Origin of the sequence: Hippea jasoniae (assembly GCF_000744435.1) — a bacterium.
Classification (GTDB): Bacteria; Campylobacterota_A; Desulfurellia; order Desulfurellales; family Hippeaceae; genus Hippea; species Hippea jasoniae.
The window spans coordinates 142,523-156,242 of record NZ_JQLX01000013.1 but is presented as its reverse complement, the minus strand read 5'-3'; the positions used below and the strand labels follow the sequence as shown (position 1 = coordinate 156,242).

Below are 13,720 nucleotides of genomic sequence, written 5' to 3'. Positions count from 1 at the left end.
AGCTACTCCTGCCCTATATAGTTGCAAACCTCTTTAAAAAAACTCTCAAACTCCTCTTTTAAAGGGTTAATTCTTTTGCCATCGGGTAGTATTATCCTGCTTGATGAGCTATTCTTTAACAATTCAAAGATATCTTTTAGTTTTTCTGTATCCCCATCGTCCACTTCAAACGAAACAATAGTGTTATTGCTTGAAAATTCTATAAACCACTCTTTTATCTGAATACCGCTTTCTGATAGCTTTTCCTTAATCGTCCATCTGTTTTTTCTATCTATGATTACATCAATCTCGCACTTCAACTGCTCCCCCTATAGGCTACCCTGAGTTCTTTCGTTTATCCTTTCCCATCTAACCTTTATCAACTCTTTCAGTTCATCAATCTCTTTCTGAGTGATATTTTTAAACCTACCCTGCAGGGAAAGGTAATCCTCAAGCGGTCTGAACTTGGGTTTTTTATTGATCTTATACTTGCCATACTCAATTTCATAAAGCGGGAAAACGCCTGTTTCTACTGCAAGTTTTGATACCTCTATAGATTTATTCTCAGGAAACTTATGCCCTGGCGGACATGGTGAAAAAATGTGTATAAGCTTAAATCCTTTAAAAGACTTCGCCTTCTCAAATTTCTTAATCAAATCTGTGGGATATGCCACAGTGGCAGATGCAACATACGGCACAAAATGGCTTGCAACAATTTCCATTAAATCTTTCTTTGGTCTTTGCTTAACAATAGGCGCAGGTGTTGTTGTAGTCTCAGCTCCCACAGGCGTAGCAGAACTCCTCTGAATGCCTGTATTCATATAAGCCTCATTGTCGTAGCAAACATAAATAATATCATCGTTTCTTTCTGCTGCACCACTTAACGCCTGCAGACCTATATCAAATGTGCCTCCATCACCTGCCCAGCCCATAACCGTTATGTCTGTTTTGCCCTGTTTATCTAATGAAGCCTTAATGCCTGCAGCAACCGCGGCAGTTGTTGCAAACGGTGCATGAAACACAGGAACACCAGCGTAGTTATTGCCCCAGGTTCCATTTATAACAGTCCAGCAACATGCTGGTATTACGATCATCGTTTTATCACCCAAAGCCTTTAAAGCAAGTCTCATAGCCAAAGCTGCGGCACATCCAGGACATGCCAGATGGTTGGGTTTTAAAATCTCTCTTTGAGGAATTTTCATATCTCACCCCACAAAATAAAATCTTCTGTTATCTTTCCATCAACAACTTTTTTTATTACTTTCTCTATATCTTTTTCTGTAACATCCACACCACCAAGGCCGCAAACAACACCTATGGCGTTTGATAAACCCAAACTGCCTGCAACCTCATCCTTGACAATACCACCTTTACCCATAGATATGTTTCTGTCAAACACTACAACATATTTGCTATCACCTATGGCTTTTTTTAACTCCTCTTTTGGAAATGGCCTAAACATGTTTATCTTAACCAATTTTGATTTGATACCGTAGCTATTTAAATTATCAACAGCTATTCTTGCTGTCTCAGCCAAAGATCCCATTGTAACAACAGCAACATCGGCTGTGTTATCTGGATATATATAAACCTTTTCATGTCTACGATTTGCAATAGCCTCAAATTCTTTTGAAATCTCATCAAATTTCTCTAATGCTGAAAGAATTCTTTTGTTCTGCTGAATCTTTATAGGCATATAATCGTTTGGAAAAGCCAAAGCACCAATCGCTTGTGGATTTTCAACATCAAGGATGTTCCATTTATCTTTCTTCTGTATAAAAGGTTTTATTTCTTCCTCAAATACATCTACAGGCTCTTTGGTGTGTGTTAATAAAAATCCATCCATACAAACCATAACAGGATTGGATACAGCCTCAGCAAGTCTAAATCCAATAAAGACTAAATCATAAACTTCCTGAGCATTGGAGCAATAAAACTGAATCCAGCCTGTATCCCTCTGGGATAATGAGTCTGTCTGCTCAGCCCATATACTCCATGGAGGTGCTACAGCTCTGTTTGCATTTGCCATTACAATCGGCAAACCATCGCCTGCTGCCCAGTGCAACACCTCATGCATTAAAAGTAAACCCTGAGAGCTTGTTGCTGTAAATACTCTTGAGCCAGCAACAGAGGCACCCATAGCAGCTGCCATTGCAGAATGTTCAGATTCAACTCTTATAAAAGTTGCATCCATCTCTCCCTTTGCTATAAAAGACGCTATCTTTTCAATTATCGATGTCTGTGGTGTTATTGGATATGCACTTACTACATCAACATAGCTTTGTTTAACAGCATAAGCAACTGCATCATTTCCACCTAAAACTACTCTTTTGCTCATATCTCCCTCACACTTTCATAGGCTAATTCTGCTGCCCTGATATTTAACGAAGCCCTGCTTCCCATTTTATCTTCATACACCCTCTTAAGCGTATCAAAAGAAAAATCTTTAGAAACCCTGCAATATGCCCCAAGCATAGCCGTATTGACAAGTGGCATAGCAGCTGTTCCAAGTTTAAGTTGATTTGCAATGGACCTTGCATCAACGCAAAAAATCTTAGCATCAGAAACTTTCTTTGATAATCCATCTGGATAGTTCAATAAGGCAACTCCGTTATCTTTTAGCTTTAAGTTACTAAGCAATGTTATATTAAAAACAATAATCTCATCGGGAACCAGAATAGAATAACGGTTTAAAACCTTTTTGTTATCCACTCTCACAAATGCATTGGATGGAGCCCCCCTTCTTTCTGCACCATACGAAGGCATAAACTGAACCTCATAGCCTTCATAAAAATAGATATTGGCAAGTAATTCACCTGCCATAACAACTCCCTGTCCTCCGCGACCGTGTAAACCAATTTCCTTCATCAGCCACCCCTCAAAAGAAAGTTTCACCATTATAGAAAAAAGGATAAATATTGTAAATAACTAAACAGCTTTTGTCTGGGCAAGTTTTATAAGAAAGTCATCTAACTTATATTTGTTGTTTGCTACACTATCTATATCAATAAGATAAAATTTACTATTCTTAAAGCCAACCATATGGTGAATGTTTTCTTTTATATGTTCAATTGCACATTCAACGAATTTATAAGCCATTAAGCGGTCAAATATTGTGGGATTTCCCCCTCTTTGCACATGACCAAGCACAGTAACACGTGTATCAAATTTTAGTTCATTCAACAAAAAATCTCTGACTGTTTCAGTCATATTGCTCCCTTCACCAACAACAGCAAGAATATAAGTTCTACCGTTTTCAATTTCTCTTTTAAGCCTCTTTTTTATGCCTTCAAAATCAACCTCAAGCTCAGGTGCTATACAGATCTCTGCACCGCTTGCAATAGCCGAAACAATAGCCAGATATCCACAGCTTCTTCCCATTGTTTCAACAACAAAAGCCCTTCCAAAAGATGATGCGGTATCCCTTATATTATCAAGCAGATGCCTTATAACATTTAACGCCGTATCCACACCAAGGCAGTAGTCTGTTCCATATATGTCGTTGTCGATTGTAACAGGAATCCCTGCAAAATTTATTCCAAACTCTTTATAAAAAACATCCATTGCTCTAAACGAGCCATCACCTCCAAGCACAATCAGACGCTCAATACCGTGTTTTTCTAAGTTATCGAAAGCTTTTTGTCTGTATTTTTTGTCATAAAACCTTTTTGAACGAGAGGACCTTAATATCGTTCCTCCCCTGTGCAAAATACCAGCAACCATATGAAAATCCGCCTTTTCAATCTTACCGTCTATTAATCCCTCCAGTCCATCGTATATAAAATACGGCTCAAAGGAGTTTTCTATTGCAAGCTCAACAAAAGCCTTAATCGCCGGATTCATCCCAGCTGCATCTCCACCTGATGTGAATATTCCTATCTTCATATCACACCTCAAACACAGCTATCTTTATATGCTCTTTTTTAAAATCCACCTCTTCTGTTTTTTTAAAACCCTCAAAAAGCTCAATCTCCCTACCCAATAGATTGAAGGCCGACTTATCGGTAATCTTTAGTGTTGTTTCAAAAAACAAACTCCCTTTCAGAAAGCAGATGCAGTATATTTTTCCACCATTTTTTGCCTTCAGGGCAAGCTGCTTAATCTTCTGAGGTGTTGCATAATACACGCTAACAAAAAAAACAACTTTATCAAATCCGTTTTCCTCTATCTCACCAGACTGCTCAATATCAACACCGTAATAATTATCCTCATTCTTCATCAGTCTAACGGCAAGGGATTTGAAGTAGTCAACTTCTCTGTAGACTACAAGTATTTTTTCACTACCCTTTGGATCAACAAACTCAACAGACCTTATAATATAGGGCTCATACTGAAATCTGCGGGCAAACTTTGAATTTTGTAATTTTATAATCCAGTCTGTTATACCCATTATTTGTTAACCTGACTTTGAGAGCCCTCTGGCTTTGTGCCTTTTACAGGTTTTGTAATCTTGATAGAGTAGCCTTCTTGACCCAATTTATAACCCACATAAGCTCCACCTGCTGCCGCAGAACCCACAACCAATGGGGTGCAGGATGAGGCACTGACAAGCAATGCAAAAAGCATAAAGGCAACAATAAACTTCATCTATTCCTCCAAAGCCTCATAGTAAATGTTTTTAATATCGTTAACACTAAACTCACACGGACTATTTTTTATACCATGTTCCATCGTCCAGAGCGTGTTTTCAACCATTTCATCAACTGTTTTCTTATCAAAACCAAAATCTTTAAGATTCTTATTTAAGCCAATCCTGCTTTTTAGTTTTTCAACCGCATCAACACACAGTTTTGCAGCATCATCAAGCTTTTTGTTTGAGATATCCTCCCCAAGCAGGTAGGCAACCTGGGCAAACTTTTCTAAATTACACCTATAAGCCCTTTTTAAAAACCCGGGCATCACCATGGATAAACCCAAACCGTGAGGCAGAGAAGGGTTGTAGGCGCTTAGTGCATGTTCAAGTGCATGGGGAAGGCTCGCCCTGCCAACATTCAAAGCCATTCCAGCAAACATGGCAGCCAAAGACATATTATCCATAGATTCTTTATTTTTATTAAAAGCCTGCGGTAGATGAACACCTATAATCGAAATAGCCTCTCTGCAGTAGGCATCAGTGATGGGCGATGATGATTTTGAGCTAAACGCCTCTATTGCATGGGATAGTGCATCAAATCCCGTGTTCGCAATAACCTCTTTGGGCATCGTGTATGTTAGTTGTGGATCAATTAATGAAACCCTGGGAAACAGCGCCTCTGAGCCTATTGCCACTTTGATCTTTAAGCTGTTTTCGTTAATTACTGCATATTTTGTTACCTCACTGCCTGAGCCTGATGTGGTTGGCGAACAAACAATAGGATAGGCATCCAGAAGGGGAAGCCGTGGATGCTTATAAACATCTATAAAATTTAAATTGTTTTTTGCGCATATTGAGGCTGCCTTTGCAAGATCCATTGCAGAGCCACCACCTACAGCCACAACAATATCCAGCTGTTTTGATAAAATCAATTGCTTTGCCTTCTCAACAGACTCACTATCCGGATTTTGAGGTGTCTCATTAAAAACTTCAATCTCCTCTATTTTTTCGACTCTCTTAAATGCATCAAAAATAACATCTATAACACCGTTTCTAAACAGGTGATTTTTACCCACTACAAGCAAAACCCGCCTGCCGTTTCTTGCGCATACCTGACCGATCTTATTTATTGCCCCTGTTTCAAATATTATTCTTAGCGGTGCAAAATAGCTAAACCCCTTCATCATTATCCTCCGCCTGCAAGCTTTAGAAAAATATACCCTGAGGTGTTAAAAAAATCAACAACAGCAGATATTGAATAGCAAGAATCATAGGCGTATAATATGAGAGTGAAACTGATTTTTGAAAAAACGATAGTTGCATCAAATATTGTTGTTTCTCCAAGACCTGTATGGAAATGCTTTAGCTGCTCAAACTACTCAAAAAGGGCAGGATGCCCTCCTTTTGCCCCAGACTACACTCAAACAAAAGAACTACTTAAGCATTACCATAAAGCTATCCTATTTAAGTTTGAAATAGACATGAATGATTTTGAAAATGAAAAAAGAAAAATCCTGTTTTTCCTGCTTAAAAAGGAAAAGGAGTTTTTTAAACATTCATACATATACGCCCTTGCACTTTTTCCTGGCTCATGCAATATATGTTCAGATTGTAATTTTGAAACAAACGGCATCTGTACAAAAAGGGAATTTTTGAGACCTTCAATAGATGCCATAGGTATAGAGCTTTCAAGTATAACTGAAATCAACTTTAAAGAACCCGTACTATATGGCATACTGCTTGTGGAGTAGATATGTTTGGTAAAGAAGTTTTCACTACAAGGAGAAACAAACTCAAACAATACTTTAAAAATGAAAACTGCTTGCTGCTGTTTGTAGGCAACGACGATGTAGCTTACAATTTTAAAGCAAACCCCTATCCTTTCAGACAGGATAGTTCATTTTTATACTTCTTTGGACTAAATATTCCTTCTGTTGCTGCTGTAATAGATATTTCAGATGACTCAGAATACCTATTTATAAACTTTCCAACAGATGAGGATAGGTTGTGGATGGATAACGCATTAACACAGGATTACATTATAAACCGAAGTGGTGTAAAAAACATACTACCCTTTGATAAACTTCAAGCCTTTTTAAAAAACCATCATAGCAAGCAGATATATTACCCCAAGCCCATCAGAAATAATGTAATCTTAAAAATAGCATCACTGCTTGATATAGACTTTAGACAAGTAGAAAATCTCTCAAGCATTAAACTCACAAAAGCTATCATTGAACTAAGGTCAATAAAGGAAGAGGTGGAGGTTAAGCAGATAGAAAACTCAATCAAAACAACTGCTAAAATTTTTGATAGAATTAAAGAATTTGCAAAAGATGGTATCAGTGAAAAACAACTATTAGCGGAAATGGTAAAAGTAGCGATAGAAAACAACACAACACCATCATTTACACCAATTATCACTACAAAAGGAGCAATCCTGCACAATACCAGCTATTCCCACACACTTAAAAAAGGTGATATTTTGATAGTTGATATAGGTGTAGAAAACAGTGAGTTCTATTCAAGCGATATTACCCGCAGTTTCTTTGTTGATTCTGTCAGCCAGACAAAAAAGGAAATCTACGATATTGCAAAGAAAGCAAATGAAGAGTCCATTAAGAGAGCAAAAGAGGATGTGGCTTTTGTAGATCTACATCTTTTGGCTGCAGGGATATTAGCAGATGGGCTAAAACAGCTTGGCGTTTTAAAAGGCAGTATAGATGCAATTATTGAAAGTTCAGCTATATCTGTATTCTATCCTCACGGTTTAGGTCATATGCTGGGACTGGATGTTCACGATATGGAGGGGCTCTCTGAGGATTTAGTAGGTTACAATGAAACATATAAACGTTCAGATAAACCGCTATTGAAGCGTCTGCGTCTTGCCAAAAAACTAAAAGAAGGTAATGTTGTCACGATTGAGCCTGGTATCTACTTTAACAAAAACCTCATAAATCAAGCACTATCAACCAATTTAAAAGAATTTATCAATCAGAAAAATTTAGAAGAATTGTACTCTTGCGGTATAAGAATTGAAGATGATGTATTAATTAAAACAGACAAAGCCATTCTGCTATCCAAAGCCATTCCAAAATAGCACAACCAAACATTTTGAAAATATAGCTGTGTTTTTGTATTATTTTTGGGATGTCAAAACGGTATTTGATTATTCAAACTGCCTTTTTGGGGGATGCGATACTAACTGAGCCCTTAATAGAAACAATTAAACACAACGACAGGGATGCTTTTATTGGGATTGTAGTAATACCGTCAAATGTTGATGTTTTCAGCTTAAATCCCAAAGTCGATGTAATCATTCCTTATGATAAACATGGCGAGGATAACGGTTTTTTGGGTTTAAAAAAACTCGTATCTACAATCAGGGGTTACAGATTCGATTACCTGATAGCTCCCCATACAAGCTTTAGAACATCCACAATAGCCTTTTTTAGTAAAATTCCAACAAGAATTGGATTTAAAGAGGCAGACCTAAGCTTTGTTTATACACACAGAATAAAAAAACCTGCAGGAGTCCATGAGGTAGAAAAAAATTTAGAATTACTTGAGCCACTTAACTTCAAAGAATACATAAACGAAATCAGATTATACTGGTCGGCTGAAAATAAACGCTTTATCGAGGGGATATTTGAGGCATACAGCATAAACAGTAGCGATAAGATTATTGTTATCAACCCATCATCTGTATGGCCAACGAAGAGATGGCCCAAAGAATACTTCAAAGAGGTAGCCGAAGAACTTACCAAAAAAGGCTACTGGGTTGTCTTAATTGGCACCCAAAACGACATAGCCATTGCAGATTTTGTAAAAAACAACAATGATAGAATTATTGATCTAACCGGCAAAACCCGTATAAAGGATCTATTCTATCTGATCGCATGGGCAAAGCTTCTAATTAGCAACGATTCTGCCCCCGTGCATATTGCAAGTGCATTTAACACACCTACGATTGAGATATACGGACCTACTGTGCCTGAATTTGGCTTCTATCCTCTAAGTTCAAAAAGCAAAATTATCCAGATTGAAAACCTACCCTGCAGGCCCTGCGGCAAACATGGTAGTGTAAGCTGCAAGCAAAAGCATTTTAAGTGCATGAGAGACATTAAACCTCATGTTGTTATAGATACAGCTTTGCAGTTGTTATGAAACTGTTATTGATTAGATTTTCATCATTAGGCGATATAATACAGTCAACAGCGCTTGCCTATTTTATAAAATCTCACTATCCTGCTTTAAAACTCTACTTTGCCACAAAAGAGGAGTTTGCAGGGATCTTAAAAGATCAAAGCTACATCGATAAGCTTTTCTTATTAAAGGATTCAAATATTAAAGATTTAGCTGAAGCGATCAAGGCTGTAGATATAATCCTAGATCTACAAAAAAACCCAAAAAGTCTTACGCTTTCGCATTTAGTTGAAGCAAAAATCAAAAAAACAGCAGATAAGCATTCATTTTACAGACGTCTGCTTGTGGTAAATAAAACATTAGCAGGTATCTTTAAAAGAAAAACCCAGGATAACATAGAAGACCAGTTTAGGCTTTTAGGAATAAATTCAGAAAACGCGCTGCCTCGTATTGAAGTTAATAAACAACAAAAGATACACGCCATAGGCATGGGCGTGGGGGCAAAATGGCAAACAAAGATCTGGCCTAAAGAGTATTACCGTGCACTTGCCCACCTCATAGTCAAAAACCTTTCTTTTGAAGTCTGGCTTTTTGGCTCAAAAGAGGAAAAAACAATAGCCGAGTTTGTAAAAAACAATAATTCAAAGATTATAAACTTTGCAGGAAAATTATCCATATCAGAAACAGCTAAAAAAATGGCATCAACAATAGCATTTGTCTCAAACGACTCTGCACTGATGCATTTAGGCGTTGCATTGAATATCCCTGTAATTGCCATATTTGGGCCAACTGTTAAGGAGTTTGGTTTTGCACCAAGAGGTAGATCTATCGTTATTGAAAAACAGCTATCCTGCAGACCGTGCAGTCTTCATGGTTCAAACTCCTGCAGAAGGGGTGATTTAGCCTGCATGAAACTTATAACTCCCATTGAGGTATTTAGCAGGCTTTTGGAGTTATTGAATGATAAAGTTAGTTATAAATAAAGGTAGAATTCCCATAAAGCTGTGGACTGAAAAAATCGAAGAGGGGGCTCTGAAACAGGCTATAAACCTTTCAAATCTGCCATTTGCCTTTAGCCACATAGCCATTATGCCCGATGTCCACGAGGGTTTTGGCATGCCCATCGGTGCCGTTGCTGCTTTTGAGGATGTTGTTATCCCTCATGCAGTCGGTGTTGATATAGGATGCGGCATGCATGCAATAAAAACAATTCTTACAGAAATAGATAAAAGATCACTTCAGGCTATTGTAAAACTAATAAAAGGCACAATTCCCGTTGGATTTGAAAAACACAAAACAGCCCAAAATAAGGATCTGATGCCCAAACAAAAATCAAAATTAAACAGATCGTTTATCTGCTTTAAAGAATATGACAACGCATTATACTCCTTGGGAACACTTGGTGGAGGAAACCACTTTATAGAAATCCAGAAAGGCAGCGATGGGTTTATCTGGATAATGATCCACTCAGGCAGTAGAAATTTAGGCAAACAGATAGCAGACCACTACAATAACATAGCAAAAAAGATTAACGAAAAGGCAGGCTACCCCATTCCACCATCATGGGAGCTTGCGTATTTAGAAACAAATTCATTAGAAGGTCAATCATACCTTGAGGAGATGCATTTTGCGATAGAGTATGCAAAATCAAACAGAAAACTGATGGCAAATAGAATTGTAGATATTTTTGAGATGGTTTTATCAAAAAAGGATATAGTGGATAAAGAATACGATGTGATCCACAACTATGCAAGCTATGAAAAACACTTCTCAAAAAAGGTATGGGTACACAGAAAGGGTGCAATTAGAGCCTTTGAGGGTGATATCTGTATTATCCCGGGCTCGCAGGGCTCAAAATCCTATATCGCTACAGGAAAAGGCAATCCTGATAGCTTTAAAAGCTCATCTCATGGGGCAGGCAGGGTTTTAAGCAGACATAAAGCAAGAAAAAATCTTTCACTCACCGAAGAGATAAAAAAACTCAATAAAATGGGTATTATCCATTCGCTTAAATCAAAAAGAGACTTAGATGAGGCACCCTCTGCCTATAAAGATATATCAGAGGTTATAAATAACCAGCTGGATTTAATAGAGCCAGTGGTAGAGCTTACGCCGCTTGCCGTCATAAAGGGCTAAAAATCAAAAAGATTTGCAAAACCACCGATTACAGGTAACGGCTTGAGTTTTCCAGCCAAAGCGTTGTAAATACCTATAATGTTTAAAATCAACAAAAAGAAGGATGCTATAGTTGCAATATCAGCACCAATTGATGGTATAAACACAAAAAGGGTATCGATGATACTTGCAAAAAGCAAAACAAGCCCCTGCTTTATGTGAAAAACAGTGTATGGATTATCCTTCTGAGCAATTGCCGGTATTATCATTAAAAGACCCAGATACGCAAGCCAGGCTAACTTCCTGCCGCTTTTAATATACTCCTCAAGCTCGCTCATCTATGTTTTTCAACTCCTACCCTATCGCAAAATTCATACACAGGGCATTTAGAGCAAAATGGAGAGATCGGCCTGCATATATTCTGACCAAAAGGCACAAGCAGGTCGTTAAACTCAATCCAGTATTTTCTGGGCAATACCTTCATTAGCTCAAACTCTGTTTCTTCAGGAGTTTTTGTTTTAACAAGACCCAGCCTGTTAGAGATTCTGTGCACATGAATATCAACACAGATCGCATCCTTATTGCAACCCTTGGCAAGCACCAGGTTTGCCGTCTTTCTGCCAACATTGGGTAGTTTTAACAGTTCATCCATTTCACATGGCACCCTGCCGCCATATTTGTTGATAAGTATAGATGCTATCTTTTTTAAATTCTTTGCCTTTGTTTTATAAAAACCCACAGGGTATATGAGTTTTTCTATCTCTTCAACATCAAACTTATCCAAGGCCTCAACATTTGAGGCCTTTTCAAATAACCTATAGGAAGCCTTTAACGTTGTTTCATCCTTAGTCCTGAGGCTTAAAACTGTACTAACAAGCACCTTAAAAGGGTCGTTATCCTTTGCAATTGTTGTAACCACAGGCTCCCTTAATGCTGGATAGATCTCCCTTAGTCTTTTTATAACTTCATCGATGTCATCTTTTTTCATAATTTTGGATTGATCTTTATCTTAACCTCTTTTTTGAGTTTTGAGATAAGCTCTCTTAATATCTTATCCTCTTTCTCCATCAAAAGCTGATTTTTTATGCTCTTTTTGAGCTTATCAAACTCTTTGTTATCAAACTTCTTATCTGCTATCTCAAACACATAAAAGCTATCCTTTGCTTTGCACAACCCCTTATAACTCTTGGTATTATTGAAGATTTCATTTACAGTTTCCTGATTGTAGCTGCATGGAAAATCATCATTAGGTGTAAGTTTAGTCAGGTTTTTAACTAAATGGATCTTTAAATTGGCTTTTTTTGCAAGTTGATCAAAATTATCCTTTAAGGAGATAAACTCTTCTGCTTTCTTTTTTGCAAGCTTTAAGGCTTCGTATTTAATAAAATCTTTTCTCACCTTATCTTTGATTTTATCGAAGAACGGAATATAGGATGGTTTCTTATCTTCTACTTTGTAGATAATATAGCCTGCAAATGTCAAATCCGGTCCAAGCAATGCCCCTTTGTTGCTCAACAGGGCGTTTTGAATTATCTTTGAGCTAAATGGTGGTTTTGGATTTTTTAAAGACATATACGGTGATTCTTTGACTTCCAAGCCAAACTCTTTTGCAACCACATCCAGAGGTTTTTTAGAATCCCTTGCTTTTACATAAATCTTATCAGCCTCAACAAACCAGATCTTCTTTGCCCTTGCCTGCTTAATATACTCCTCAATCTGCTTTTTAACATCCTTATACGCCCTTTTAAACGGCTTTTGAATATACTCAACCTTTGCAATGTGATAACCAAAACGCGTTTTAAACGGTTTGGATATCTCTCCTTTTTTAAGCTTAACAATATTTTCCCAGAATTTATCAACAACCATATTTTTTGTTACATAGCCAAGCTCCCCACCAACATTCTTTGAATAGGTGTCATCTGAGTATTTTTTTGCAGCCTCTGAAAATGTAATCTTCTTTGAGATTATCATGTTGTATATTTTTTCTGCTTTTGCCTTGAGCTTGCTATCCGACTCATTGTCTTTTTTTGCTATCAAGATATGCGCCACCTTGATCCTCAAAGGCACCATAAAATAATCTGGATGGTTGTTATAAAAGGCAAGTGTATCGTTATCTGTGACTTTAACCTTTTTCTCAACATAGCTTAGTGGAACAACGATATATTTAAATTTAATCTGCGTGGGCACTCTGTATTTTTCTTTGAATTTATCATAAAAAGCCTTTAATTTTTTATCATCCACCTTCACAAGCTTCTTATATTTTTCTGCATTAAACACAACATACTTTAGATCCACTTTTGAGTAATTCTTCTCAAAGAAGTCTTTAACCTCTTTTTGAGTTACTTTAACATTCTTAAATAACCTGCTTTTAAGCTTGTTTATATAAAGTTGAATCTTCAAAGATGCCTCATAATCCTTTGGGTTGATATTGTTAGCCTTCAAAATCGCAAGATACTTTTCTTTAGAAAAATGACCATTGACCCAGAAATATTTATTCGATTCAATGGCCTTTAACACATCCTTATCTGTTACCTTAATCCCCTCTTTTTTTGCCTCATTTAGAAGCAGGGCACGCTCAACCAGCATGTCGATAGTTTTTTGCTTTATATTTAACCGTTTTATATCCTCATCGCTGATATTGCCACCTTTTAGCTGACTGAGCATATTAACATAGAAGTTATAAACACTGTCGTATGTCTTTTGAAACTCTGGCATCGAGATTTTGATATCACCTACCTCTATGGCTGTGTTTGAGCCCATACTGAACGGGCCTCTTATAAACAGGTAAGCACCACCAACAATAAAAGCGATTGCTGCAATCCATAAAAAAATTGCAAACTTCTTAATGTTTTTTCTTAAAAAATCAAGCATCCAAAACCTCCAACCTCTTTTTTGAGTCTTAATTAT

16 protein-coding genes are annotated in these 13,720 nt (G+C 37.3%); 5 read left to right on the top strand and 11 right to left on the bottom strand.

All coding sequences use genetic code 11. The annotated features are described in order from the left end of the window. Nucleotides 1-2 precede the first annotated feature (2 nt). From EK17_RS05660 to EK17_RS05625, 8 genes are read right to left on the bottom strand one after another with little or no spacing between them, the layout of a single operon-like run. On the bottom strand, nucleotides 3-299 hold the full coding sequence (locus EK17_RS05660; RefSeq protein WP_035588414.1) for a hypothetical protein: 297 nt from the start codon (nucleotides 297-299) through the stop codon (nucleotides 3-5). 9 nt (nucleotides 300-308) lie between these two features. Next, on the bottom strand, nucleotides 309-1,181 hold the full coding sequence (locus tag EK17_RS05655) for a 3-methyl-2-oxobutanoate dehydrogenase subunit beta (protein WP_035588411.1): 873 nt from the start codon (nucleotides 1,179-1,181) through the stop codon (nucleotides 309-311). Next, on the bottom strand, nucleotides 1,178-2,317 hold the full coding sequence (locus EK17_RS05650) for a transketolase C-terminal domain-containing protein (RefSeq protein ID WP_035588408.1): 1,140 nt from the start codon (nucleotides 2,315-2,317) through the stop codon (nucleotides 1,178-1,180). The genes EK17_RS05655 and EK17_RS05650 overlap by 4 nt, the downstream gene beginning before the upstream one ends. Beyond that, nucleotides 2,314-2,847, bottom strand: coding sequence for a 2-oxoacid:acceptor oxidoreductase family protein (locus EK17_RS05645; protein ID WP_035588405.1), 534 nt, complete (start codon nucleotides 2,845-2,847; stop codon nucleotides 2,314-2,316). The genes EK17_RS05650 and EK17_RS05645 overlap by 4 nt, the downstream gene beginning before the upstream one ends. Nucleotides 2,848-2,907: 60 nt before the next feature. Continuing rightward, nucleotides 2,908-3,864 (bottom strand): 6-phosphofructokinase, encoded by a 957-nt coding sequence (locus EK17_RS05640; protein ID WP_035588402.1) that lies wholly within the window; start codon nucleotides 3,862-3,864, stop codon nucleotides 2,908-2,910. A 1-nt stretch (nucleotide 3,865) separates the two neighbouring features. Further along, nucleotides 3,866-4,369: a hypothetical protein gene (locus EK17_RS05635; RefSeq protein WP_035588399.1), complete on the bottom strand. Its 504-nt coding sequence runs from the start codon at nucleotides 4,367-4,369 to the stop codon at nucleotides 3,866-3,868. After that, the gene (locus EK17_RS05630) at nucleotides 4,369-4,566 is read right to left on the bottom strand and encodes a hypothetical protein (RefSeq protein ID WP_035588396.1); all 198 of its coding nucleotides are present in this window, start codon (nucleotides 4,564-4,566) and stop codon (nucleotides 4,369-4,371) included. Before EK17_RS05630 ends, EK17_RS05635 begins: the two co-directional genes overlap by 1 nt. Then, nucleotides 4,567-5,736: an iron-containing alcohol dehydrogenase gene (locus EK17_RS05625; RefSeq protein ID WP_035588393.1), complete on the bottom strand. Its 1,170-nt coding sequence runs from the start codon at nucleotides 5,734-5,736 to the stop codon at nucleotides 4,567-4,569. A gap of 105 nt (nucleotides 5,737-5,841) precedes the next feature. Here EK17_RS05625 and EK17_RS05620 point away from each other — a divergent pair, with 105 nt between their 5' ends. From EK17_RS05620 to EK17_RS05600, 5 genes are read left to right on the top strand one after another with little or no spacing between them, the layout of a single operon-like run. After that, on the top strand, nucleotides 5,842-6,303 hold the full coding sequence (locus EK17_RS05620) for a DUF2284 domain-containing protein (RefSeq protein WP_035588597.1): 462 nt from the start codon (nucleotides 5,842-5,844) through the stop codon (nucleotides 6,301-6,303). Between the two features lie 2 nt (nucleotides 6,304-6,305). Next, complete coding sequence (locus tag EK17_RS05615; protein ID WP_035588595.1) at nucleotides 6,306-7,652, top strand: aminopeptidase P family protein; 1,347 nt, start codon at nucleotides 6,306-6,308, stop codon at nucleotides 7,650-7,652. 50 nt (nucleotides 7,653-7,702) lie between these two features. Further along, on the top strand, nucleotides 7,703-8,719 hold the full coding sequence (gene waaF / locus EK17_RS05610; protein WP_035588390.1) for a lipopolysaccharide heptosyltransferase II: 1,017 nt from the start codon (nucleotides 7,703-7,705) through the stop codon (nucleotides 8,717-8,719). Beyond that, nucleotides 8,716-9,681 carry a glycosyltransferase family 9 protein gene (locus EK17_RS05605; RefSeq protein ID WP_035588388.1) on the top strand — a complete coding sequence of 322 codons (966 nt, stop codon included), beginning with the start codon at nucleotides 8,716-8,718 and terminating at the stop codon, nucleotides 9,679-9,681. Before waaF ends, EK17_RS05605 begins: the two co-directional genes overlap by 4 nt. Continuing rightward, the gene (locus EK17_RS05600) at nucleotides 9,659-10,834 is read left to right on the top strand and encodes an RtcB family protein (protein ID WP_035588385.1); all 1,176 of its coding nucleotides are present in this window, start codon (nucleotides 9,659-9,661) and stop codon (nucleotides 10,832-10,834) included. Before EK17_RS05605 ends, EK17_RS05600 begins: the two co-directional genes overlap by 23 nt. On the opposite strand, the gene EK17_RS05595 is transcribed toward EK17_RS05600, so the two are convergent. From EK17_RS05595 to EK17_RS05585, 3 genes are read right to left on the bottom strand one after another with little or no spacing between them, the layout of a single operon-like run. Beyond that, complete coding sequence (locus EK17_RS05595) at nucleotides 10,831-11,151, bottom strand: hypothetical protein (protein ID WP_035588383.1); 321 nt, start codon at nucleotides 11,149-11,151, stop codon at nucleotides 10,831-10,833. The two genes, EK17_RS05600 and EK17_RS05595, sit on opposite strands and share 4 nt — an antisense overlap. Beyond that, nucleotides 11,148-11,801 (bottom strand): endonuclease III domain-containing protein, encoded by a 654-nt coding sequence (locus tag EK17_RS05590; RefSeq protein WP_035588380.1) that lies wholly within the window; start codon nucleotides 11,799-11,801, stop codon nucleotides 11,148-11,150. The genes EK17_RS05595 and EK17_RS05590 overlap by 4 nt, the downstream gene beginning before the upstream one ends. After that, nucleotides 11,798-13,684, bottom strand: coding sequence for a peptidylprolyl isomerase (locus EK17_RS05585; RefSeq protein ID WP_035588378.1), 1,887 nt, complete (start codon nucleotides 13,682-13,684; stop codon nucleotides 11,798-11,800). Before EK17_RS05585 ends, EK17_RS05590 begins: the two co-directional genes overlap by 4 nt. Between the last annotated feature and the right edge of the window lie 36 nt (nucleotides 13,685-13,720).